This window comes from Thiothrix fructosivorans (assembly GCF_017349355.1).
GTDB lineage: Bacteria > Pseudomonadota > Gammaproteobacteria > Thiotrichales > Thiotrichaceae > Thiothrix > Thiothrix fructosivorans.
Genome location: NZ_JAFMPM010000006.1, coordinates 200,493 through 223,296, shown reverse-complemented (window position 1 = coordinate 223,296; position 22,804 = coordinate 200,493). Strand labels below are relative to the sequence as shown.

The window sequence follows — 22,804 nt, the reverse complement described above, 5'->3', positions numbered from 1 at the left end:
CTCTCATTAATGATGGTGGTGGTCATGGTTGTCGCGGTTCTTGCACGCCTTTTTGCCGCTGCACCCACACGACGACCCGCAGCCGCCCCCTTCCTCCCGTGGTGGCCCCAATTCGGGGTGGCGCAAAGCAAACTCACGCACGATGCGTTGCACCACAATCCACGCGCCGAATAACGCCGGAATCACCAGCATTGCAATCAAATAATCCCGCATCATTCTGCTCCCAAGCCTGCAAATCCCATGAATGCCATTGACAGCAATGCCCCGATCATCAGGCTCAAGGCAGCCCCTTGTGTCACGCTCGGCACTTTCGCCAGTGCCAGCCGCTCCCGCAAGCCTGCCATCAGCACCAGTGCGAGGATGAACCCCGTACCCGCGCCCCCGGCAAACGCCACCGATTGCACAAAGTCGTATTCACGCGAAGTCTGGAACAACGCCACACCCAGCACCGCGCAGTTAGTGGTAATCAATGGCAAGAAAATCCCCAGTGCGCGGAACAGTGCCGGGCTGAGTTTCTTCATCGCCATTTCCACCAATTGCACGGAGGATGCAATGACCACGATGTAGCTGATCAGGCGCAGGTATTCGATATTAAACGCGACCAGCAATTCATTGAGGAAATAGGCGCAGATCGAACTCACCAGCATAACGAAGGTGGTTGCCAAACCCATCGGCACGGCAGTATTCAGCTTGCCGGATACTCCAAGGAACGGGCACAGACCGAGGAACATCGCCAGCACGAAGTTGTTCGCCAGCACCGAGTTGAAAAAAATAAAGGTAACGCTATCAGTGTTCATGCACGGCTCCTCCGACTTGCTGTGATCGCCCTTGCTTGCGCAGTTTCAGCCACTCAAACAGGATCAGCCAGCCCGCCAATACCAGAAAACCACCGGCTGGCAGCACCATAATGACCCACGGCTGGAAATGTTCCCCGAACAGCGGCAAACCAAACAGCGAACCGTTGCCGAGGATTTCGCGCACCCCACCCAGACACAGCAGCGCGAGGGTGAAACCCAGCCCCATGCCCGCTGCATTCACCATTGATTTGAGCGGTTTGTTGCGTGAGGCACAGGCTTCTGCCCGTCCCAGAATGATGCAGTTGACCACGATGAGCTGGATGAACGCGCCCATTGCCGCATACAACGCTTGGCTGTACGCCTGCATGATGTAATCCACCAACGTCACGAAGGTGGCAATAATCACGATGTAGGTGGCAATTCGCACTCCCGCCGGAATCAGGTTGCGGAACAGCGATACCAGCAGGCTGGAGGCAATCAGCACGAAGGTGGTGGCAGCCCCCATACCCAGCGCGTTGATGGCGGAGGTGGTAACGGCGAGGGTTGGGCACATCCCCAACATCATCACGAACACCGGATTTTCGCGCCAGATGCCTTCCATGAAGGTGTCGACGGTAATGGTGTCATCCTGCTTGATCAGGCTCATGGCTTCGCTCCTTCAATGGTCGACAGCAGTGGCACAACTTTGGGCAGCACTTCTTGGGCGCTGCCGTTCAGCCCTTTGGCAATGGCGCGGGAAGAAATGGTTGCACCACTGATCGCGTCCACTTCCCATGGGTTCTTTTTAGAACCGTGTTTGACCGTGACAATGGCGTTGGCTAAGGCTTTGCCTGCTGCATCCAGTTTGGCATCCAGCTTTTCAAAGTTGGCGACGAAATCCTTGTTGGTAATCACCTTGTCGCCCAGCCCCGGTGTTTCGGTCTGCTTAATGACCTTGACGCCGGTGATGCACTCACAGGCGGGCGAATAAGCGTAAATGGTTTCTACCGAACCGGAATAACCCTGCGCCCGACCTTCCGCCGCCAAACCCATCAGTTTGCCTTGTGCGTCGTAACCAGCGTACACATTCGTGCCTTTCAGGTCAGGGGTAGCCTCCAGCAAGTCACCGTTGGCGGTGATCACGAAAGGCTTATAAGCGGTCGCGCCCTTGATGACTTCCAGCACCGTTTGCTGGATGCGCAAGCGTTTGTTTTCCTCAATCGCCGGTTTGGTGGTTTGATACGCCGTCACGATCAGGAAACCGGACAGCGCAGTGACAAACCCCAAGGTGACAATCATTGACGTACTGGTATTCCCACTCATGCGGATTTCCCCTTTTTCGGTTGTGCACCAAACAGGCGTGGTTGTGTCCACGTATCAATCAGCGGTGTCATCGCATTGCCCAGCAAAATGGCGTACATAATGCCTTCCGACAAACTCCCGAACTGGCGGATCAGCACGGTGAGGAAACCGATCAGCAAGCCGTAGATCATCACGCCCTTGGGTGTCAGTGGCGAACCCACCATGTCGGAAGCCATGAACATTGCCCCCAGCATCAAGCCACCGGAGAACAGCATGAACATCGGGTCGGCATATTTGTCTGGGTTAATCAGGTACAACACCCCAGAGGTGATAATGACTCCGACGAAAATCCACGCAGGAATCTGCCAATTCATCATCTTGCGGGCAATCAGATACGCCCCACACAGCAAGATCAGCAGCGCTGACGTTTCCCCCGCCGAACCCGCTACCGTCCCCAACAATAAATCCGCTGTCGGGGTTGAAATAGACTGGAATTTCATCATACCCAACGGGGTCGCCCCGCTGAAACCATCCACGGCAACTTGTTTCACCCATTCCGCCGTTTCGGGCGGCATCATCAGGGGCGAGGTCAAGGTGGAAGGCACAAACTCGGTAAAACGTCCGCTGAAAAACGCAGGTGTCCACGTCGTAATCGCTACCGGAAACGCCGCTTGCACAAATGCCCGTCCCGCCAATGCCGGATTGAACACGTTGTAACCAATCCCGCCGAACACCACCTTGGCAATGGCAACACCCGCGAACGCCGCCACCGCCCCCATCCACAGCGGGAAGCCGGGTGGCAGGGTCAATGCCAGCAATAAGCCGGTAATGGTGGACGACCAGTCATTCAAACTGCTGGGCTTGTCGCTCATCCAGTTGAAAAAGCGTTCCGTCCCAAGGCAACTGAGTACTACCACAATGGTCAGCAGCAACACGCTGATACCGAACTGGTACACCGCAAACGCCACGATCGGCAGCAGTGCATACACCACGTTGCGCATGATCATCGGCACATCCTGCGGCTTTTTTACATGCGGCGCGGTGTGCAGAACAATAGGTTTCTGGCTCATGCTTTCCCCTTCATTTCACGGTTGACGCTCTTGGCAATGCGGAAATATTGCACCAGCGGGATATTCGACGGGCACACAAAGCTACAACAGCCGCATTCAAAACAACTGTTGAGGTGGAAATCGCTTTCCATCTGCCCGTATTCGCGGCTGCCCGCCAGCCAACCCATTTGCGCCGGATTGAGGTACATCGGGCAAGCATCCACGCAGCGCCCGCATTTGATGCAAGGGAATACCGTGCCGCTCTGTTCGCCCTGCTTATCAATGAAGGTGCGTTCCTTAAAGATCAGCAAACCGGACGTGCCTTTGGTAATCGGTACATCCAGCGATGCCAGCGCCATGCCCATCATGGGGCCGCCGAGGATAATCTCGTCATGCCCCGCCGTAATGCCGAGCTGTTCGAGGATGAAGCGCACGGGTGTGCCAATTGGGATGAGGTAATTCCCCGCCTTCTCGATATTAGAACCGGTGACGGTAACGACGCGCTCAATCAAGCCTTCGCCTTGCGGCAGCAGTTTGCCGAGTTGCGCCACCGTGCCGACATTGTTGACCACAATGCCGAGGTCGATGGGCAAGCCGCCAGCAGGAACTTCGATGCCCAACAGCGATTTCAGCAGCATCTTTTCCGCCCCTTGGGGGTACTTGGTTTCCACCAGTTCCACCGTGATCGGGTCATCGGGCTTGAGCTTGGCTTTGATTGCTTCAGCAGCATCGGCTTTATTGTCTTCGATGCCGACAATGGCTTTGCTTGCGCCCAAAATGTTGAGGACGTAACGGATACCTTGCAGCAAGGCTTCCGGGTCTTCCAGCATTACCCGATGGTCGCAGGTGAGGTAAGGCTCGCATTCGCAGCCATTGATCACCAGCGTGTGCGCGGCTTTGCCTTCGGGAACGCGCAGTTTGACGTGCGAGGGGAAAGCCGCACCGCCCAGCCCGACCATGCCAGTGGCTTGGACGCGCTGGAGCAGTTCATCCCGTGACAGCCTTTCCAGCGTTACCGGATCGCTGTAGTGCACTTGCTGCGAATCACCCTTGTACACATCAATCACGATGGCAAGCGTTTTAGGGCCTGCCGCGCTCGGCATTAGCCCAATATCACTGACCACACCCGTGGCTGGCGCGTGGACGGGGACGGACATAAACCCGTTTGCCTCGGCAATCACTTGCCCGCGCAGCACTTCCTCACCCACCTTGACCACGGGTTTGGCGGGTGCGCCGATGTGCTGCGACACCGGCACGATCAGGCGCGGCGCGAAAGGCAGCCGCTTGATGGCTTTCCCTTGCGTCGTTTCCTTGTGGTAGTGCGGATGCACCCCGTGTGCAAAGTGACCTTTGCGGAATTTATCAAACAGAGCAAGCATGGTTGTCACCTGTTACGTTACGGTAGGCCGATGTAGGGGCAATCCCCCGTGATTGCCCTTCTTGGAAGAGGGCAGACACGGGGGTCTGCCCCTACATATGACCACGACATCACATTATTGGTATTTCGCAGCCCGCGCTACCAGTTTGTCCACGCCCGCTTCGTTCGGGTTGGACGGCGTACCGGGGTGGATGCAACCTGCCGTGCATTTTTCCGCTGCCTTCACGATGTCTTTGAAAGGGCCGCCCGCTGGATTGAGGACAATCACCTTCTTGGCATCGTTGTAGCCGAAAATGCCTGCATTGATATTGATGCACTCGTCACAAGCGGTACATTCCGGGGTATCGACCCACACTGGTTCGTAACTGCCCGCGTTAGCCACCGCTCCACCCGCCGCTGGCAGCGCACCATTGCCACCACTTGCCAGCAAGCCCGCCGGTACACTACCCACTGCCATGCCCATCAGGGTAGCTGTCAATTGCTGTGCAACTTCGGCTTTGGCTTGCAGCTTGATGGCATCCAGATCGACGACTTGATCCACGCCCGTCAGGGACTTGAGTTGATGCCAGAAACGGCGGCGTTCTTCGGTGGATTTCACCAGCTCTTCCGCTACCAAGACGCGCATCAGGCGGTTTTTGCTGTCGACTGCCCAGATGTACGGGAACATGCCTTCGCGTGCATCCGCATCCATGTCGAGGAACTCGTGCAATTGCACCATATTGTCGTTCCAGGTTTCCGGCGGGGCTTTGCGGAAGCTCTTGCGGAAACGGCCTTCGGTCAGGGCGAAGTCAGCAAAGGTCATCGGCACTTTCATGCTGGCGGTTTTGCCTTTTTCGTCGGTGTATTCCAGCGTGTAAGTCGGCCAGTCGGTGTCGATGGACGGATTGCCTTCGAGGGTCGTGCAATCTTGCAAGGTTTCGCCTGCGTCGGGGTCGAAGCGGAACAGCGGGTAAGCACGGGATTCCACCGCCAGCTTGCTTTGCAGTTCGGATGCGTCATCTGCCACGCCGTGTTCGGGTTGGCATACCGCGTAGATGTTGAACAAGGCAGGGCGGCGGCTGTTCAGACCGTCGATGAAGCCTTCGATCAAATGCGTCATATTGGAAATGGAGCTTTGCAGCACAAACGAGGTGCGGTGCGCCATGCCAATCAGGCTCATTTCCTTGCGGATTTCTGACTTACCTTTGCGTGACTTGCCGTAAGGCGCCATGTCGGACACCTGCCCGATAAAGCCGGAAGTACACGCCTGACCACCGGTGTTGGAATACACTTGCGTATCCAGCACCAGCACTTTGACCGGCACGCCGGACATTAACGCCCGCGACAGGTTTTGGAAGCCGATGTCATACATCGCGCCGTCACCACCGACGGCTACGACGGGCGGGCACAGATGCCATTCTTCATCGTTGAACTGTTTCCAGTCGAAGTAGGTGAAGAAACTGTCATGCGTTGCCGGGTTGTAGCTGTCGCTGAGGATCAGTTCGGCTTTGCGGATGGTGCGGAAACCATCCGCCATTTTCGCCATGTGACCTTCAAAAATACCCATCGCCATTGACGGGGAGTCTTGGAACAAATGGTTGGCCCACGGGAATGGGTACGGGCTGAACGGGAAGGTTGCGCCCCACACCGACGTACAGCCAGTGGAGTTGATAATCCCCATTGAGGCACGCCCTTGCTTGGTTTGACCGTCGGTGTATTTCCACTTCAGGTCACGCAAAGCATCCAGCAGCTTGGTGACATCTTTCAGCCATTGCTGATCCAGCGGGTTGGTTTTGCTGTTAGCTTCCAGTGAATGCGACAGCACACCCAGCGTCAGGTCGTTTTCCTGATTGCTGTCAATGGCACTGCGCAAGGCACTGGTGTTACCGAGGTCGATGTTGCTGGCGAGCATCATGCGTACCTTGGTTTCCAGCTTGCTGATCAGGTCATCGAGCTTGGCTAAATGCTGTTGTACCCGTGGTTGCATCAGTGCGGTCACGGTACTGGTGAACAGGTGGATACTGGTTTTTTCGCCGCAACCCAAGCACGCGCCATCACCCGCCACCATGCCTTGGTAGTTATGCTTGTCGAGCAACAGGGTTTCGAGTGCGCCGACTTTTTCATCCAGACTGTCAATGCGGCTGAATTCTGGGCTGGTCGTAGGCAGGTCGACCCAGAATTTCCATTCTTTGCGCATCCGCTCCACGCTGGTTTCGGTTTGCGGGGCGGCTACCAATGCACCGTCTTCACAGACCTTGACGCATTCCATACAGCCTTTACAGGTGTTGGGGTTGAGGGTCACGGAGAACAAGCCACCACTGCCTTTCGCCTTTTTCTCACGGGTAGAGTAGTAAGGCTTGGTAATAGCAAAGCGGAAATCACCGATAGTGGCGAGCAAGCGGCTGAATTCGCGCTCCAGACTCTCTTTCTCTTTGCCTTCCAGCGGGGATTCTGCCAGCGTTTCCAGTACTGCGTGGTCGATCAATTGGCTGACGTTGGCGGCTTCGCCGTTTTGGTCAATCAAGTCACGCAGTTTCTTTTCGACGGTACGCACTTCACGGCGCAAGAAACGGGTCGGGTTGCCGCCGCGTTCGATGGTCATAATGGCGGAGTTGAATACATCGCTGACAGAATTCACCAGCCCCGGAATCGCGCTATCCGGGCACACGCTGTAGCAGTTACCGCAAGCGGTGCAGTTTTCCGGCTTGTATTCAGGATACTCGAAGCGGATTTGGGTCATGTCGCGATAGACACCCGTCGCCACCGGCATCAAGCTCAACGCCATGTACGGGTCAGCAAGGTTGCCGTTGCCTTTGCCCTCGATGTAGAAGTTGCCGGTCTGTTCCCAGAAACGGTGGATGTCGGAAATGCGCCCGTCGCCTTCTGGCAATTGCTTGAGCATGAGCGGCAAGGAGCTGGCTTGTTTGCGCACCGCTTCCGGTGTCAAGCCGACTGGCTTGTCAGTGATTTCGACGATTTCATCGAAGCCACGGCGTACCACTTTGAGGTTGTCTTCCACGACCCGTGCGCCTTTTTTGCCGAACTTGTCCAGCAACTGCTTTTCGATAGCAGAGAACAGCGTGTCGCGGGTCATATTGTTACGCGCCATCAACGGCGATGCGGCGAAGAATGCGCCTTGGAAAGCGTTACCCTGCATACGGAATTGCAGTTCGGCGTTGGAGGCTTCTTCCCGCGCAATCTTGAATCCGTCGAGGTAGAAGATGCGGATGTCATGTTCCACGATGTATTTCTGTGCCTGACGCGGAATTTGCGCCCAGACTTCAGCCGCTGTTTCCAGACTGCTTTGAATAATGAATACGCCGCCTTTGTCCAGCCCATGCAGCGGGTTGGAGTGTAGGAATACGTTCGGGTCGGGCGACAACACCACGTCAACGTAGTGGTATTCGCAGCTCAAACGGATCGGTTCAGGAGCAGCAGAGAGGTAGTACGTGGTCGGCTGACCTTTCTTTTCCGAACCGTATTTGGGGTTGGCTTTGATGTCGAAACCGAGCAGGTCGTACAAGGTCATCGCCAAGTTTTTACCGGTGGTGATTGCGCCCCAGCCGCCGACGGAGTGCATCCGCACGGTGATTGAGCCTTTTGGCATCAGGTTGGGGTTTTCGCTGCCATACACCGACAAATCTTTGATTTGCGGGTAACGGCTCAGCAGGTCATTGAAATACACTTCTTGGCGTGGAGTCGCGGCGGTGCGGTAGAAGTCGATACCCAGATAGAAGAAACGCTTGTGTTTGCCGTTGGGCAGCATGTTTTCGATAGCGCCGATAATGCCATCCGGTTGCAAGTCGCGGCTTCCTAGCCCGTAGCAGCCGGAATAGAGGGCGGGTGCGTCGCCGTTTTTGTAGTTAGCATACAGCGGGTAAGGCAGTTCGCCCCGCGCCGCGAAACCGTTTTCCATGCTTTTGGTGAGGGCAGCGCGGACTTCACGCATCACCGGCAAATCTTCTGCCAGTGGTTGGTCGGTACGTTCCAGCACCACGCAGCCTTTTTTGCCTTGCAAGGCTTTGCTGATCAAATCACCGGGGAACGGGCGGTACATGGTGAGGTTGATCACGCCCACTTTGAGCTTGCGGGTTTCACGCAGGTAATCAGCAACCGCTTCCGCCTGCACGATCATGCTGCCTTGCCCCAGAATCACGTAGTCAGCGTCATCACAGCGGTATTCGGCAATGCGCCCGTAGTAGCGTCCGGTGAGGCTGGCGTATTCCGCCATCACGTTTTCGGACAGGTCGCGGATGTGGTCGAAGAAGTACGGGCGTTGTGCCGCCGTTGCCTGCATATAGGCATCTTGGTTTTGTACCGTACCCGCCACCATTGGGTTATCCACTGTCCACACTTCGGGGACGCGGCGGCGTTTCGGGCCGTAAATCATTTCCTGCGCCGGAGTCGGGCAGTCGATCATGTCAGCGGGGTTGCCGAGGAATTCTGCAATCAGTTCGCGTTCCGGCACTTGTAGCGGTTCGATCAAATGAGTGGTGAGGAAGCCGTCTTGCGCCACCGCAGCCGGTGTCAGGGAGAGTTCGGCAATCTTGCGCCCGATCAGGTTGAGATCCGCCGCTTCTTGCGCGTTCTTGGCAAAAATCTGGAAGAAACCGGTGTCGTCGATGCAGTGGTAGTCATCATGCCCGCAGTGTACGTTGAGGCTGGCTTTGGTAATGGCGCGGCAACCGATATTCAACACGTAAGGCAGACGTTTACCGACGGCGGCATATAAGGATTCGTGCATGAATGCCACGCCTTGTGCCGATGAAAAGTTGGTTGCCCGCAAGCCCGTCATCGACATACCTGCCGTGACGGCTGCTGCCGCGTGTTCGGATTCCGGTTCAACGAAAATCAACGGCTGACCGGCGTTATTGATGTGACCTTTCGCGACTTCTTCCGCCCAGTATTCGCCCATCTGGGTGGAAGGGGTAATCGGGTATGCACCTGCCGCGTCGGATGCCTCGCGTTCGCACATGATGACGGCGGCGTTGCCGTCCATTGCCATGCGTGTACCGGGGTACTTGACGGTAGGAGGTGTAGGTTTTTTGCTTCCGAACATGTTGACTGCCTCTCAGAGTGAGAAATTTTAAAGGGTTATGCTTGACCGATGGGCAATGCCTGTTTTCTGATGACAGGTTTTGCTTTCAAGCCTTTTTCGATGTTCCCTTTGTCATCCAGCCATACGATGGCACCGGTGGGGCAACGCTGGATGCTGACCTTGGAGGCTAGGGAATTCTTACTGTAATCAATCACTGCCAGGTTATCCCTGATCGTTATTAATCCCTCTGGGGAATCGGTGGCGCAACGCTCGCAAGCGGTGCAAGCGACTTCGCATTCGGCTTCTGCCGCGTCCGCGAAGTGTAAATTCTTGCAGGCTACCCACAGTTGATGACTGATGGGGTGTAGTTCAAACAGGTGTTTGGGGCAAATATCCACGCAATCGCCACAGGCGGTGCATTTAGCAGCATCGACCACGGGCAGACCGTGTTTATCCATCGTAATCGCGTCGAAATCGCAGACATCGGCGCAATCCGCCATGCCGAGGCAGCCCCACGTACAGCCTTTGCCACCGCCGCCAATCAGCGCGGCAGCGCGGCAGGAATGGATACCCTCGTATTGGGCGCGGGTGTAAGCAACGTGTGTACCGCCTGCACAGGCGAGGCGGGCAATGCGCTTTTCTTGATCGCCGAGTGAAACACCGAGAAATTCGGCAATGGCGACGTTGTTAGCAGGCGCATTAACGGTGCATTGTCCCGGTTGGACTTCGCCGGTAATCAGCTTTTCGGCAAAGACGCGGCAACCGGCTTGACCACATGCACCACAATTGGCGTGCGGCAGGGCAGAATCCACCTCGTCGATGCGCGGATCTTCGTACACAAACAGGAAACGGTTCGCGATTGCCAGCAGAACGGCGAGTGAAACGCCCAATGCCAGCATGTAACCAAGGGCAACCAAGGTGTCGGTGGAGAACAAGCTGGAGTCAATCACGATAAATGTCCTATTTTAGGGAAATACGCTATTTAAATTACCCAAAATTGTGCGTCGCAATAATGATCTAGATCAATGTTTTACCCTGCATTGCACAAGACAAAAGAGATAGGATGTGCTAGCTAAAATGGATAGGGGGGAGATAGGTGTACTGCTATAGGGCCTATAATCCCTCCGCCGCGAATCGCCACCGTTTATCCTCCCACTTGCTGCCCTGCTGGTTTATTTGCGTAGAATCATCGGTATATCAACCAACCTGCGTGGCTATGTATGCGTGTCAGATTACTATCGCTGTTGTTAATGCTCGGTCTTGCGAATGTGTCGGTGCAGGCGGAAATTTACCGCTGGGTGGATGCTGACGGTAAGACAGTCTACGGTGATAACCCGCCCGAAAAAGGTGCTGCCAAACCCGTGAATTTGCCGTTGCTGACCGTGGCAGACAGCCCCGCTCCCAAACCCGTCCAAGCTAATCCCGATGCCGCACAAACCGCAGGCAAAAAAGCCGGAGATGAGGCGGAAGCCTATTCGGATTTCAAAATCACTTCACCCACGGCAGAAGAAGCGATCCGCGCCAATGAAGGGACGCTAGCGGTCAGTATTTCCTTGAAACCGCAATTGAAAGCGGGTGATGGGGTGACGTTGTATCTGGACGCGAAACAGGTCGCCACGGGTGCATCCCTGTCGTTCAACCTGACCGACGTCGAGCGCGGCGAACACAGCGTGTTTGCGGTATTGAACGACGCAGGCGGCAATATTATTCAGAATACCGAACCCGTTAAATTCAGCGTATTGCGCTTCTCGGCGCTGCAAGGGCAATAAGCACCTCGCGTCGGCTTAGTGACGCACCCCGAAAATCGCCGTACCAATGCGCACGATGGTCGCGCCTTCGGCAATCGCTGCTTCCATGTCGTCGGTCATGCCCATTGAGAGCGTATCTAGCGCAAAGCCTTGTGCAATCAGACTTTCCTGCAAATGGCGTACTTGCGCGAACACGGCGCGTTGCCGTTCAACATCCGGTTCGGGGGCGGGAATCGCCATCAAACCCCGCAAGCAAATCCCCGGTAAGCCTGCCACTTGCGCTGCCAGTTCCGGCAAAGCTGCGGGTGCTACGCCTGATTTGCTGGCTTCATCGCTGATATTCACCTGTAAGCAGATATTAATGTCCGGTGCATCCGCTGGTTTTTGTTCGCTTAAGCGTTGTGCAATCTTGACACTATCCACCGAATGTACCCAACGCGCCGTGGCTGCAATCAAGCGCGTTTTATTGGACTGAATCGGGCCAATGAAATGCCATTCGATGCCACGCCCGGCTAATTCAGCCGCTTTTTCCACCATTTCTTGCACATAATTCTCGCCAAACTGGGTTTGCCCCGTGGCAATAGCTTCGCGGATGCTGGCGGCGGGATGTTTTTTACTGACGGCTAGCAACTCTACGCTGCCTGCTTCTCGACCGAAATGCTGTTCGGCAGCACGGATGCGTTCGCCGATTGTCTGGATATTGTCACGGATTGTCATGGTATGTGTTACTTTCCTTATTAATCACTGAACTAAACCCACAATGTGAATTATAACAATAATGGATATTACCCAACTGCTGGCGTTCAGCGTCAAAAACAATGCGTCCGACTTGCACTTGTCGGGTGGGATGCCACCGATGATCCGTGTCGATGGCGAAATGCGCAAGATTAACTTGCCTGTCCTCGACCACAAACAAGTTCACGCACTGGTCTACGACATCATGAACGATTACCAGCGCAAAAACTATGAGGAACATTGGGAATGCGACTTCTCGTTTGAGATCCCCGGTGTGGCACGTTTTCGTGTGAATGCGTTTAACCAAAATCGTGGTGCGGGCGCGGTCTTTCGTACCATCCCCAGCAAAGTGTTGACTTTGGATCAACTGGGTGCACCCAATATTTTCCGCAAGATTTCCGAAAATCCGCGTGGTTTGGTGCTGGTTACAGGCCCAACGGGTTCGGGCAAATCCACCACCTTGGCGGCAATGGTCGATTACAAAAACGACACCGATTACGGGCATATTCTCACCATCGAAGACCCGATTGAATTTGTGCACGAAAGCAAAAAAAGCTTAGTCAACCAACGTGAAGTGCACCGTGATACCCGTGGGTTTGAAGCGGCGTTACGTTCCGCGTTACGTGAAGACCCGGATACCATTCTGGTGGGGGAAATGCGTGACTTGGAAACCATTCGTTTGGCACTGACCGCCGCTGAAACGGGGCATTTGGTGTTTGGTACGTTACATACCACGTCCGCTCCCAAAACCATTGACCGTATTGTGGATGTGTTTCCAGCGGCAGAAAAAGAAATGGTGCGTTCGATGCTCTCCGAATCCTTGCAAGCGGTGATCTCGCAAACCTTGCTGAAGAAAAAAGGCGGTGGGCGCGTGGCAGCACACGAAATCCTTATCGGTACGCGGGCGGTACGTAACTTGATCCGCGAAAACAAGATTGCACAAATGCGTTCCGCGATGCAAACCGGACAAAATGAAGGGATGCAAACACTCGACCAGTCGCTGAAAAATCTGGTGATGAAAGGGTTGGTGGATCGTGAAACCGCTCGTCGCAAAGCCGAAAACCCGGACAGTATTTAATAGAGGTAATGTATGGATCGCGATGCCGCCGTTAGTTACGTGCATAAATTGCTGGCTACGATGTTGGAAAAAAGTGCTTCTGACTTGTATATCACGGCAGATGCTGCACCTTCCGCCAAAATTTCCAGCGAAATGGTGCCGCTGACGACGCAGGCATTGAACGAGCAAAATGCCCGCATGTTGGTGCGTGCCATTATGAATGACCGCCAGCTCAAGCAGTTTGAGGAAGAGATGGAGTGTAACTTTTCCATCAGCTTGCCCGGCAAGGCGCGGTTTCGTGTGAATGCCTTCACGCAGCGCGGGTGTGCGGGCATGGTATTGCGGCATATTCCGAGCCACATTCCGGGTTTGAAGGATTTGGGTTTGCCCCCCGTGTTACGTGACATTGCCATGACCAAACGCGGTTTGGTGATCATGGTGGGGGCGACGGGTTCGGGGAAATCGACGACCCTCGCATCGATGGTCGATTTTCGCAATACTAATTCCAAAGGGCATATCATCACCATTGAAGATCCGATCGAATTCGTGCACCAGCATAAGGGATGCTTGATTACTCAGCGTGAAATCGGCGTGGATACCGCCAATTACGAAATCGCGATGAAAAATACATTGCGGCAAGCACCTGACGTGATTTTGCTTGGGGAAATTCGTGACCGCGAGTCGATGGATTACGCGATTGCTTACGCCGAAACAGGGCATTTGTGTTTAACGACTTTGCACGCGAACAGTTCCAACCAAGCGATTGACCGCATTATTAACTTTTTCCCTGAAGAGCGGCGTAGCCAGTTATTGATGGATTTATCGCTGAACTTGAAAGCGGTGGTGTCGCAACGCTTGGTACGCAAAGCCAAAGGGGAAGGGCGCTTGGCGGCGGTGGAAGTGGTGATCAATACCCCGCTGATGGCGGATTTAATCCTCAAAGGCGATGTGCCGGGGATGAAAACGCTGACCTCGAAATCGCGTGAACACGGGATGCGTACCTTCGACCAAGCCTTGTTTGATTTGATCGAAGCGCGGCAAATCACCGTGCAGGAAGCCTTGCGCCATGCCGATTCACAAAACGATTTACGCTTGCGCCTCAAACTGGAAAGCCGTTTCAGCAAAGAAAACGACTTCTTCAAGGGGTTAGATGATTTGGCGATTGAACCCATGGAGAACGCCCGCTAATGACCGTCATGACCGAAGCCGATTTACGCATTACCCCATTGTTAAACATGATGGTGAAGCAAAGTGCCTCCGATTTGTATTTGACCACCGGGGCGCACGCCACGCTCAAAGTACGCGGACAATTGCGGCGGATTAGCCGTGACCCGATGAAGCCGGGCACGATTCGCCAGTTGGCAGAAGAAATTCTTACTGCCACCGAAATTGAATCTTTCTTTACCGATCGTGAATTAAATAAAGGTTTTTCGCTGAAAGGCATTGGGCGCTTTCGCATGAATTTCTATTTTCAGCGCGGCGAAGTGTCGATGGTGATTCGGCATATTCGTTCCGATATTCGTACACCTGAAGATTTAAAATTGCCGGAGGTGCTGAAAAAATTGGTGTTGCAAAAAGAGGGTATGTTGCTGTTTGTGGGGTCGACCGGTTCGGGTAAATCGACCTCGATGGCATCGTTGATTCAATTTCGCAACGAAAATCACTTTGGACACATTCTGACGATTGAAGACCCGATTGAATACACCTTCCGCCACGGTAAATCCATTATTGGGCAGCGCGAAGTGGGTTTTGATACCTTAAGTTACGCGAATGCCATGCGTGAGGCGATGCGCGAAGCACCCGATATGATTATGGTCGGGGAGGTGCGTGATACCGAAACGATGGATGCGGTGTTGGGTTTTGCCGATACGGGGCATTTGGTGTTGTCGACCTTGCACGCGACCAATGTGATTCAAGCGTTGGAACGGATGCTGTATTTATTCCCTAGCGAAAACAAAGGGCGCGTGTTGATGGATTTATCCTTAAACCTGCGCGGTATTGTGGCGCAACGCTTGATTCCCGATGACAAAGACGGGCTGCATTTGGCGGCGGAAGTGCTGGTGAATACGCCGTATGTGGCGGAATTGATCCGTACTGGGCAGTTTGGCGAGCTGAAAAGCATTATTGCCAAAGGCACGGTGGATGGAATGCAAACCTTCGATCAAGCACTGTACCAACTCTACAGCGATAAGCACATTAGCAAGGTAACGGCACTGGAGTACGCGGGTTCACGCAATGATTTGGAATGGCAAATCAATTTCGGCGCACAAGAACAGCTCAAGGGGGGCGTGCCGGATGAGGCTGATTTTAATCATGGCTTGCCAGAAATGGTTTAAGTCGCCGGAAATGTCACCACAGGTACAGTCAAGTAAGCGCGTAAATCGTTCAGGTTATCCATGCTCTCCGGCAACGACTGGCGGTTGTTGAGGATGACACCCGCAAACGGTACGCGGCGTTGCTGGATGGCTTCGGCAGCGAGCAATACGTGATTAATGCAGCCCAGTTTGTTCTCTGCCACCAGTACCACCGGTAAGCCCAAAATCTGCGCCAGATCCGCGTTTAAGCCGTCATCGGCAATCGGTGAATAGAAACCGCCCGCCCCTTCGACATATAAAAATTGGCGCTTATCCCAGCGTGTCGGGCAGGTGGCGGCCAGGGTTTGCAAGGTTAAGTGTTTGCCGACTAAGTGCGCTGCCCGTGGGGGCGAGATCGCGGCGCTGAAGCGATACGGGCAAATACTGTTATCGAGTTCCAACCCCGCCGCATTCGCGAGTTGCCACGCATCGGTTTGCTGAATGTCGGCATTCCAACCAGATTCGACGGGTTTGCGCGGGATAACCTCACGTCCCAATACACGCAAGGTGTGAATCAATTGTTTGCCTACCCACGTTTTGCCGACGTTGGTGTCTGTGCCAGTCATGAACATGCCCTTGCCGTTCAGTAGTTCCGATGCTTCCAGCCAGTGAGCCAGAGAGGGAACAATCATACCCATGCCATTACCTTTGATTTCCTGTGGTGGTGTTTTACGTATTTTTTATGAACACCTATCATGTGAAGCTTTGTACTTGAAAATCAAGTCATTTTGATGAAATAACTTTTAACCTTTGGTTGATAATCGTGCGTTTCTCCGCAGTGACGCGGCATAACCGTAACTATAACGTATCATTTGTGATGATACCCTGTCGTGTTGGAGCAGGGTTTTACCTCCTAAATGAATGTTTACAAAGTGAGCGATACCAGTGTTAGCGTCATTGCTCAGGGCTGATGCTAGGTAGTTGTACTGCGGTCTGCACAAATGATACTTACCCTGCTGCACACTTAATGATAGATTTATCTTATTAGCTTGAACCATTTTGATTAAATATACGTCTTATAGTTTGATTATTAAACTATTTTGATGATATTCAATAAATTTAATAAATAATAGCTTGCTTGGTAAATAATAATATGATGAAAAGGTTCACCCTCACGTTGGGCGGCTGTGTGCTGCTTGCTAGTGCAACATTGGTCATGGCAGAACAGCGTTGTAACACTCATCTGCCAGCGTCTACGCCTACGCAGCGTTTTAATGATCACGGCAATGGCACGGTAACGGATTCCCGTAGCGGTCTGACGTGGAAAAAGTGTTTAGAAGGGCAAGACGGGCGCGAGTGTAGCGGCAGCCCTCGGCGTATGTCATGGGACAAAGCAGCGGATACGGCGCAAGCGGGATGGCGTTTGCCGACCTTGGCGGAGTTACGCGGTCTGGTCGAGCACCGTTGCACTGCTCCGGCGGTCAATTTGGAGATTTTCCCACACATGCGTGCGGTGGGCGTATGGTCGAGTGACCAATCTGACCCACGCGCTTGGAGTCTGGATTTTTCCAAGGGCAAAGCCTATGAAAACTTCAAGGGCGCGGGTATGTATGTTCGCTTGGTGCGCAATCGCTAACCGTTCCTTTAAACTTATACAAACTTAACCAAGGTCAAGTTTGCGGTTAAATTCCTGCTTCATTGGGGCTGGTTTCGTCTTCGGCTTGCGCCCAAGACCAGCGCCTTCCCCTCCACAGGCCGACACCGTGGAACTCACGGCGTGGTTGCTGAGCGTAGCCGAAGCATACTCTTGCAAATTCTTGGCAGCGTTTACGTCACGGTCATGGACTGCACCGCAAACGGGGCAAGTCCATTCACGTATCGATAGTGGTAATTTGTCCACTTTATGCCCACAGCCGGGGGCAGAACAAGTCTTGCTGGAGGCAAAAAACCGATCAGCCACCACCACCACACTGCCCCGCATTCCCGCCTTGTATTCCAGTTGACGGCGAAACTCGAAAAACCCCATATCACTGATGGCACGGGATAAATGGCGATTTTTCACCATGCCCGATACGTTCAAGTCTTCAATGCCGATGGTGTGGAAACGGCGGGTTAAATCCGTAGTGAGTTGGTGCAAACTGTCTTGGCGGATGTTGGCTATCTTGGCGTGAAGCCTTGCCAGTTTTGCCTTGGCTTTGTGGCGGTTGGCACTGCCTTTGACCTTGCGCGACAGGCTGCGGGATAGCCGTTTTAGGCGTGAAAGCAAGGCTTTATGCGGCTTTGCTCCTGTAACTTTTTCCCCCGTTGATAACGTTGCCAGTGCGGATACGCCCAAATCCACCCCCACCGTGCCTTGGTTTTCGGCAGGCGGGAGGTGGTTTTGATCCGTATCCACGGTGATGCTGGCGAACCACTGGTCAGCGGTGCGGGAAACCGTGGCAGAGAGGATTTTACCGGAAAAGCGTAACGTTTCCCGCATCCGTACTAACCCAAGGTTGGGAATGCGGATGCGGCAACCGTCGATGGCAAACTGGTCATTGGTAAGAGTGAAACTGTCGCGGCTTTTGCCTTTCTTTTTGAATTGCGGGTACTTGGCACGTCCTGCAAAGAAGTTTTTGAAGGCTGCGCCGAGTTGGATAATTGCCATTTGCGGGGCATTTTTGGTGACTTCCAGCATCCACGGGAATTGTTCGCGCTTGATGCTGTTGAGTTGGCGACGTAGCAACATCTGGTTGGGCTTTGGCTGGCTGTTGTCTTCCTTCCACGCCGCGTATTGGATTTGCCATTCCGCCAATGCCCAGTTGTAGGCAAACCGCGCTGTACCTGCGGCTTTCGCCAAGTACGTGGCTTGTTTATTGTTGGGGTCTAGGCGGATTTTGTGGCTGATAATCATGAGGGATAGGATGCAATACAGCAGATTTTGTGTCTAGGGGTGGGTGTTTTTGATGTTGCTATCGACAGATGAACGGTAGTCTGTGCCTTACAACTTCTCCAAAATGACAAAGATTGGAGAAGTTTGGGTGGGTTTTGTGGTAGCTGCTTCAAACCCTGTGGGTAGAGGCCGAAGACCAGCAACTGGTATATCTAACACTAACAAACCCGACCCACGAGAGGATGCTACAATCGGGCAAAGCAGCCTGTTTGGAGATGATTCATGAACCTCACGCACCTCATGCAACGCATTCGTTTGGGCGAAGACTCCACGTTGGAACTCAAACAGATTACCCTCAGAGACGGTAAGAACCTCGAACCGCATCCTGATGGTTTATCCGATGAATTGGCAGCTATGGGTAACGCCAGCGGTGGCTTGATGGTCTTTGGGGTCGATGATAAAACGCGCACCGTCACGGGGATTCCCGCTGAACATCTGGATCGGGTGGAAACATGGCTGACGGCGATTTGCACCGACCGTATTAAACCACCACTGGAAGTTGTCACTCATCACCTCGAATTACTGGATGCAAGTGGACAATTACAAGCCGTGATTGTTGCAGAAGTGCCGCGTAGTTTGTGGGTTCACCAAAGTGCTAATGGCTATTTCAAACGCATTGGGCACGCCAAACGCGAAATGCAGCCGGATATGCTGGCACGCTTGTTTCAACAGCGTAGTCAGGCGCGGATTGTGCGCTTTGAAGAGCAGGTTGTTCCCAAGGCTCATTTTGACGACCTCGATGCGTTGTTGTTACGCCGTTTCATCAAGCCCGATCAAGGCGACATCATCACGCAACTGGCACGGCTACACCTGATTGATAACCGTGATGGTGAAGCCCTGCCCACCATAGCTGGGGTGTTACTCTGTACGCTAGACCCTGCAAAATGGTTACGCAACGCCGAAATTCTGGTTGTCGCCCATACTGGGGTGCGCAATGACCCTAACGAACAGATCGATGCGCAGGAAATCCGTGGCCCACTGGATCGGCAAATCTTGGATGCTTTTCATTTGTGCGCCGTAATATGACTACTGCCGCTCGCAAACCGTTAGGCAGGGTTGATTATCCCCAATACCATTTGGGAGCGGTGTTTGAAGCGCTTGTGAATGCAGTGGCGCATCGGGATTATTCCTTGCACGCGCAACGTATCCGCTTGTTTATGTTTGCCGATCGGCTGGAAATCCATTCACCGGGCGCATTACCCAACACCTTGTCGTTGGAATCCATGAGTCGTTTGTCCGTGCCACGCAACGAAATCCTCGCCAGCTTATTTTCCCGTTACTATCCAGTGGATGAGGTTGACTTAGGCAAAAGTTACCTGATGGACAGGCGCGGTTTTGGCGTGGAAATGATCCTGCGTGAAAGCGAAAAACTGTCAGGCAAACTTCCCCAGTACGAATCGGTCAGCGATCTGGAGCTGTGCCTGACGCTTTATGCCCAAGCGTTGCCCACAGTGGCAACACCCTGACACGCCAATAAACGTTGCCTGATATTTGGCTTAAGGCAGCAGCAAGCTCACCCAATACTGGCTGCTGGTTTCGGTTATATCCAAAATCCCCTGTGGGTAGAAGCCGAAGACCAGCACCAGTATCACGATCAGCAGCAGGACACCGAGTTCGCGCCGCTTCAAATCAGGTGCATCACGGATAATAGCGTGACGCGCTTCACCCAAAAATGCCTTGCGGTAGAAATTCAGGAAATACGCCGCGCCCAATATGACCACAAACAATACTACCAACCCTGCGCCGGTATGCACTTCCAAAATGCTCACGATCAGCAAAAATTCCGCCGGAAAACCGCTGGTGGCAGGCATCCCGATCCCCGCCAAGCCGAGGAAAAAGAACAGCGATGCTAGCAACGGCATCGACTTCGCCACCCCGCCCAAACTCAATAATTCCGTCGAACCCGTGCGCTGATGCAAGAATCCCGTGATCAGGAACAACCCACCCGCAATCAGGGTGAAGTTCAGCAATTGGAAGATCGCGCCCTGCATTCCCTGCGGGCTAAACGAAGCAATGCCCAGCACCACCAAGCCGACGTGGCTTAACGAGGAAAACGCCAACATGCGCCGCAAACTGGTTTGGCTTAACGCGGCGACTGCGCCATACAGCACGCCAATCATCCCCAAACCCACCAAAATCCAGCGGAATTCCAGTGCCGCTTCCGGCACGAGTGGCAAGCCAAAGCGTAATAAACCATACGCGCCCACTTTCAAGCCCGTCAGTAACGCTACCGTGGTCGCAGGCCCTTCTTGCGCCACCACGGGTAACCACGTATGCAGCGGAAACAACGGCACTTTGATCCCAAACCCGACCAATAACAGGAAGAACACCACGATTTGAACGTCTTTACTGTGGCTACCTGCCAGCAAATCCGTGTAGGAAAAACTCAGCTCCGTGGAATTATTCAGCGCCAACACCACAAAACCGACCAAAATCGGCAAGCCCCCCGCCAGCATAAACAAGCTGTATTTCACCCCTGCATAGCGGCGATTAGCTCCGCTGCCCCACAAACTGAGCAGGAAGAACAGCGGCAGCAAGGTCATTTCCCAGAACAGGAAAAACAAAATCGTATCCAGCGACGTGAAAATGCCCATGATGGTGCATTCCAGCATTAATAGCAGCGCAAAATAAAACTGGCGCATGGTGCGAATCGCGTTCCACGATGCCAAAATCACCCCAATAAATAGCAGCGCGGTAAACGGTAAAAACAGCACCGACAAGCCATCCACGCCCATGAAATAGTGGATACCCAAACTCGGCATCCACGGTGTTTTTTCCACAAATTGGAAGCCGGTTTGTTGTGGGTCAAAGCCTGCCACAATCACCAGCGTCACGCCCAGCGTTAGCACCGCTGTGGTTAATGCCGCCAAGCGTGCTTCTTTACCCGGCATTAGGGCGGTTAAAATTGCGCCCAACGGCAACATCAAAATCAGCAAGCTTAACCACGGAAAATTCATACTCGTTAAACCATCCATCAGTGACCCCCTCCGTGTACTGCGCCGGTATATTCAGCAAACAATGCCGCCAATCCGCTAATTGGCTCGCCAATTAACGCAATCCACGGGGCGGAATAAAAGCCTGCCACCACTGTCACCACAATCACAATACCCGCCATCAAGGTTTCTGCCGGATAGGTCGGGCTGGTATCCCAGCGGCTGGTATCCATCCCCGGTGTTGCTAAAAAGGCTTGTTGGAAAGCGCGTAATAAGAAACCCGCAGCGACTAAGTTACCCAATGCCGCCGCCACCGTGACGACTGCACCAAAGCTTTTGATCGAACCTTCCAACACGAAATGCACCGCATCAAACCCCGGTGTTCCCGGCATTCCCACGACCGCCAGACCTGCCACCAAAAACGCCAAGCCGACAATGGGGATGTAGTCCAACATGCCGCCCAATTTGTGCAGCCGCGTGGTGCGCGTGCGTTGCCACACCATGCCCGTCATTAGAAGCAAGCCCGTAATCGCCAAGCCAAAGTTCAACGCCAGTAAGACCGCGCCTTCAAACGCCATACGGTGCAAACTGAACAAACCAATCGTCAAAATCCCTGTGTGGCTGATCACCGCAAACGCCAGCAATTCCCGCAACGTGCGTTGGCGCATTGCCAAAAAGGCTGCATAAAATACCCCGGTGGATGCAAACACTGTTGCCACCCAATGCCATTCCCACACCGCATGAGGTACGATGGGGAACACAAAACGCAGCAAGCCGTACACCCCCACTTTCAAGCCCAGCAAATAAATCGGTGCAACTGCCACATTGCCATGCAACATAAACGCAGGCAGCCAGCCGTGAAACGGGAATATCGGAATCCGTATCGCCAACGCGTAGAACAGCGCGAAGAACACCAGCGTGCCTACCATGTCATGCTTACCGAAACCCAGTTGCGATAACTCGTACAGGCTAAAGCTCCAGCGCCCTGCGTTCGCATCGGCGTAATTCCAGCCCAGTACCAGCGTTCCAAACACCATCAGCAGCAAGCCCACCACCATGAATTGCAGGTAACGGGCGAGTGTCGGTTGAATGTCGTGGAAGGTCGACCAGCGCTTCGTCAAATAGCCCACCAAGACCACTTCCAGAAACGACATGGTGGTAAACCATAATAGATCCACCGTCACGAATTGGCTGGTGACGACCGCTTGAATCATCATCATCACCGCCAGAATTGAGCTTTCGTGTAAGCGCCGCACCAGCACAAACGCCACACTCAGCAAGCTGATCAAGCTAGTGAGCAAGACAAACATGACCCCGATACCATCCACCGCCGCGTGGTAGTGGAATGCACCCCACAACGGCACATTTTCCGCAAACTGCATCACCCCAGCGGGTTGGTGAATATCGAATTGCTGATACAAACCCATCGCCAGAAACATTTGCGCCAGCGACATAATGCCCGCTAGCGCAATCGCGGCATGACCGCGCACTTTGATCAGCACCAATCCCGTTACAAGCGGCAGCAATTGCAACATGGTCAGCAAGGGCTTGGTTGCCATTAATTCAGAAAAAATCATGTGTAG

20 protein-coding genes are annotated in these 22,804 nt (G+C 53.7%); 7 read left to right on the top strand and 13 right to left on the bottom strand.

All coding sequences use genetic code 11. The annotated features are described in order from the left end of the window. Positions 1–6 precede the first annotated feature (6 nt). The 8 genes from J1836_RS04255 to J1836_RS04220 all read right to left on the bottom strand — a co-directional run bounded on the left by J1836_RS04255 (position 7) and on the right by J1836_RS04220 (position 10,472). Complete coding sequence (locus J1836_RS04255) at positions 7–216, bottom strand: chemotaxis protein (RefSeq protein ID WP_207249845.1); 210 nt, start codon at positions 214–216, stop codon at positions 7–9. Next, positions 213–797, bottom strand: a complete 585-nt coding sequence (locus J1836_RS04250; RefSeq protein ID WP_207249844.1) for an electron transport complex protein RnfA — start codon at positions 795–797, stop codon at positions 213–215. Before J1836_RS04250 ends, J1836_RS04255 begins: the two co-directional genes overlap by 4 nt. Continuing rightward, on the bottom strand, positions 787–1,443 hold the full coding sequence (gene rsxE, locus J1836_RS04245; RefSeq protein WP_207249843.1) for an electron transport complex subunit RsxE: 657 nt from the start codon (positions 1,441–1,443) through the stop codon (positions 787–789). The genes J1836_RS04250 and rsxE overlap by 11 nt, the downstream gene beginning before the upstream one ends. Next, the gene (locus tag J1836_RS04240) at positions 1,440–2,099 is read right to left on the bottom strand and encodes an RnfABCDGE type electron transport complex subunit G (protein ID WP_207249842.1); all 660 of its coding nucleotides are present in this window, start codon (positions 2,097–2,099) and stop codon (positions 1,440–1,442) included. Before J1836_RS04240 ends, rsxE begins: the two co-directional genes overlap by 4 nt. Beyond that, a complete protein-coding gene (locus J1836_RS04235; RefSeq protein WP_207249841.1) occupies positions 2,096–3,148 on the bottom strand; it encodes an RnfABCDGE type electron transport complex subunit D in 1,053 nt (350 codons plus the stop codon). Before J1836_RS04235 ends, J1836_RS04240 begins: the two co-directional genes overlap by 4 nt. Then, positions 3,145–4,506: an electron transport complex subunit RsxC gene (gene rsxC, locus J1836_RS04230; protein WP_207249840.1), complete on the bottom strand. Its 1,362-nt coding sequence runs from the start codon at positions 4,504–4,506 to the stop codon at positions 3,145–3,147. Before rsxC ends, J1836_RS04235 begins: the two co-directional genes overlap by 4 nt. A 114-nt stretch (positions 4,507–4,620) precedes the next feature. Beyond that, entirely contained in the window at positions 4,621–9,543 is a 4,923-nt protein-coding gene (locus tag J1836_RS04225; RefSeq protein ID WP_207249839.1) for a 2-oxoacid:acceptor oxidoreductase family protein, read from the bottom strand. 35 nt (positions 9,544–9,578) lie between these two features. Further along, complete coding sequence (locus tag J1836_RS04220; RefSeq protein WP_242632724.1) at positions 9,579–10,472, bottom strand: RnfABCDGE type electron transport complex subunit B; 894 nt, start codon at positions 10,470–10,472, stop codon at positions 9,579–9,581. 270 nt (positions 10,473–10,742) lie between these two features. Between J1836_RS04220 and J1836_RS04215 the strand changes: the two genes are divergently transcribed. Next, positions 10,743–11,291, top strand: a complete 549-nt coding sequence (locus tag J1836_RS04215) for a DUF4124 domain-containing protein (RefSeq protein WP_207249838.1) — start codon at positions 10,743–10,745, stop codon at positions 11,289–11,291. Positions 11,292–11,306: 15 nt separating this feature from the next. On the opposite strand, the gene J1836_RS04210 is transcribed toward J1836_RS04215, so the two are convergent. Next, the gene (locus tag J1836_RS04210) at positions 11,307–11,987 is read right to left on the bottom strand and encodes a YggS family pyridoxal phosphate-dependent enzyme (RefSeq protein WP_207249837.1); all 681 of its coding nucleotides are present in this window, start codon (positions 11,985–11,987) and stop codon (positions 11,307–11,309) included. A gap of 61 nt (positions 11,988–12,048) precedes the next feature. On the opposite strand from J1836_RS04210, the gene J1836_RS04205 reads away from it, so the two are divergent. The 3 genes from J1836_RS04205 to J1836_RS04195 are packed head-to-tail and all read left to right on the top strand — an operon-like array spanning position 12,049 to position 15,398. Next, the gene (locus J1836_RS04205) at positions 12,049–13,083 is read left to right on the top strand and encodes a type IV pilus twitching motility protein PilT (RefSeq protein WP_207249836.1); all 1,035 of its coding nucleotides are present in this window, start codon (positions 12,049–12,051) and stop codon (positions 13,081–13,083) included. 12 nt (positions 13,084–13,095) lie between these two features. Further along, positions 13,096–14,250, top strand: coding sequence for a PilT/PilU family type 4a pilus ATPase (locus J1836_RS04200; protein ID WP_207249835.1), 1,155 nt, complete (start codon positions 13,096–13,098; stop codon positions 14,248–14,250). Beyond that, a complete protein-coding gene (locus tag J1836_RS04195) occupies positions 14,250–15,398 on the top strand; it encodes a PilT/PilU family type 4a pilus ATPase (protein ID WP_207249834.1) in 1,149 nt (382 codons plus the stop codon). Before J1836_RS04200 ends, J1836_RS04195 begins: the two co-directional genes overlap by 1 nt. Here the strand turns inward: J1836_RS04195 and bioD are convergent. Continuing rightward, complete coding sequence (bioD, locus tag J1836_RS04190) at positions 15,395–16,054, bottom strand: dethiobiotin synthase (RefSeq protein WP_207249833.1); 660 nt, start codon at positions 16,052–16,054, stop codon at positions 15,395–15,397. The genes J1836_RS04195 and bioD overlap by 4 nt on opposite strands. 455 nt (positions 16,055–16,509) lie before the next feature. On the opposite strand from bioD, the gene J1836_RS04185 reads away from it, so the two are divergent. Further along, entirely contained in the window at positions 16,510–16,992 is a 483-nt protein-coding gene (locus J1836_RS04185) for an Lcl C-terminal domain-containing protein (RefSeq protein ID WP_207249832.1), read from the top strand. Positions 16,993–17,016: 24 nt separating this feature from the next. Here J1836_RS04185 and J1836_RS04180 read toward each other — a convergent pair whose 3' ends face one another. Beyond that, positions 17,017–18,249, bottom strand: coding sequence for an RNA-guided endonuclease InsQ/TnpB family protein (locus tag J1836_RS04180; RefSeq protein ID WP_207249831.1), 1,233 nt, complete (start codon positions 18,247–18,249; stop codon positions 17,017–17,019). Between the two features lie 261 nt (positions 18,250–18,510). Here J1836_RS04180 and J1836_RS21440 point away from each other — a divergent pair, with 261 nt between their 5' ends. Next, a complete protein-coding gene (locus J1836_RS21440; protein WP_242632723.1) occupies positions 18,511–19,314 on the top strand; it encodes an AlbA family DNA-binding domain-containing protein in 804 nt (267 codons plus the stop codon). Next, positions 19,311–19,754 carry an ATP-binding protein gene (locus J1836_RS21435; protein WP_242632722.1) on the top strand — a complete coding sequence of 148 codons (444 nt, stop codon included), beginning with the start codon at positions 19,311–19,313 and terminating at the stop codon, positions 19,752–19,754. Before J1836_RS21440 ends, J1836_RS21435 begins: the two co-directional genes overlap by 4 nt. Before the next feature lie 30 nt (positions 19,755–19,784). Here J1836_RS21435 and J1836_RS04170 read toward each other — a convergent pair whose 3' ends face one another. Together J1836_RS04170 and J1836_RS04165 are read right to left on the bottom strand one after the other, a co-directional pair. After that, a complete protein-coding gene (locus tag J1836_RS04170) occupies positions 19,785–21,263 on the bottom strand; it encodes a complex I subunit 4 family protein (RefSeq protein WP_207249830.1) in 1,479 nt (492 codons plus the stop codon). Then, positions 21,263–22,798 (bottom strand): complex I subunit 4 family protein, encoded by a 1,536-nt coding sequence (locus J1836_RS04165; protein ID WP_207249829.1) that lies wholly within the window; start codon positions 22,796–22,798, stop codon positions 21,263–21,265. Before J1836_RS04165 ends, J1836_RS04170 begins: the two co-directional genes overlap by 1 nt. Positions 22,799–22,804: the final 6 nt, after the last annotated feature.

What these genes read in the sequence shown, in the direction of transcription:
- J1836_RS04165 (WP_207249829.1), bottom strand. Translation starts at nt 22,798, where the DNA reads ATGATTTTTTCTGAATTAATGGCAACCAAGCCCTTGCTGACCATGTTG.
- J1836_RS21440 (WP_242632723.1), top strand. Translation starts at nt 18,511, where the DNA reads ATGAACCTCACGCACCTCATGCAACGCATTCGTTTGGGCGAAGACTCC.
- J1836_RS04180 (WP_207249831.1), bottom strand. Translation starts at nt 18,249, where the DNA reads ATGATTATCAGCCACAAAATCCGCCTAGACCCCAACAATAAACAAGCC.
- rsxC (WP_207249840.1), bottom strand. Translation starts at nt 4,506, where the DNA reads ATGCTTGCTCTGTTTGATAAATTCCGCAAAGGTCACTTTGCACACGGG.
- J1836_RS04185 (WP_207249832.1), top strand. Translation starts at nt 16,510, where the DNA reads ATGATGAAAAGGTTCACCCTCACGTTGGGCGGCTGTGTGCTGCTTGCT.
- J1836_RS04195 (WP_207249834.1), top strand. Translation starts at nt 14,250, where the DNA reads ATGACCGTCATGACCGAAGCCGATTTACGCATTACCCCATTGTTAAAC.
- J1836_RS04240 (WP_207249842.1), bottom strand. Translation starts at nt 2,099, where the DNA reads ATGAGTGGGAATACCAGTACGTCAATGATTGTCACCTTGGGGTTTGTC.
- J1836_RS04210 (WP_207249837.1), bottom strand. Translation starts at nt 11,987, where the DNA reads ATGACAATCCGTGACAATATCCAGACAATCGGCGAACGCATCCGTGCT.
- bioD (WP_207249833.1), bottom strand. Translation starts at nt 16,054, where the DNA reads ATGGGTATGATTGTTCCCTCTCTGGCTCACTGGCTGGAAGCATCGGAA.
- J1836_RS04235 (WP_207249841.1), bottom strand. Translation starts at nt 3,148, where the DNA reads ATGAGCCAGAAACCTATTGTTCTGCACACCGCGCCGCATGTAAAAAAG.
- J1836_RS04205 (WP_207249836.1), top strand. Translation starts at nt 12,049, where the DNA reads ATGGATATTACCCAACTGCTGGCGTTCAGCGTCAAAAACAATGCGTCC.
- J1836_RS04225 (WP_207249839.1), bottom strand. Translation starts at nt 9,543, where the DNA reads ATGTTCGGAAGCAAAAAACCTACACCTCCTACCGTCAAGTACCCCGGT.
- J1836_RS04170 (WP_207249830.1), bottom strand. Translation starts at nt 21,263, where the DNA reads ATGGATGGTTTAACGAGTATGAATTTTCCGTGGTTAAGCTTGCTGATT.
- J1836_RS04250 (WP_207249844.1), bottom strand. Translation starts at nt 797, where the DNA reads ATGAACACTGATAGCGTTACCTTTATTTTTTTCAACTCGGTGCTGGCG.
- rsxE (WP_207249843.1), bottom strand. Translation starts at nt 1,443, where the DNA reads ATGAGCCTGATCAAGCAGGATGACACCATTACCGTCGACACCTTCATG.
- J1836_RS04215 (WP_207249838.1), top strand. Translation starts at nt 10,743, where the DNA reads ATGCGTGTCAGATTACTATCGCTGTTGTTAATGCTCGGTCTTGCGAAT.
- J1836_RS04255 (WP_207249845.1), bottom strand. Translation starts at nt 216, where the DNA reads ATGATGCGGGATTATTTGATTGCAATGCTGGTGATTCCGGCGTTATTC.
- J1836_RS21435 (WP_242632722.1), top strand. Translation starts at nt 19,311, where the DNA reads ATGACTACTGCCGCTCGCAAACCGTTAGGCAGGGTTGATTATCCCCAA.
- J1836_RS04200 (WP_207249835.1), top strand. Translation starts at nt 13,096, where the DNA reads ATGGATCGCGATGCCGCCGTTAGTTACGTGCATAAATTGCTGGCTACG.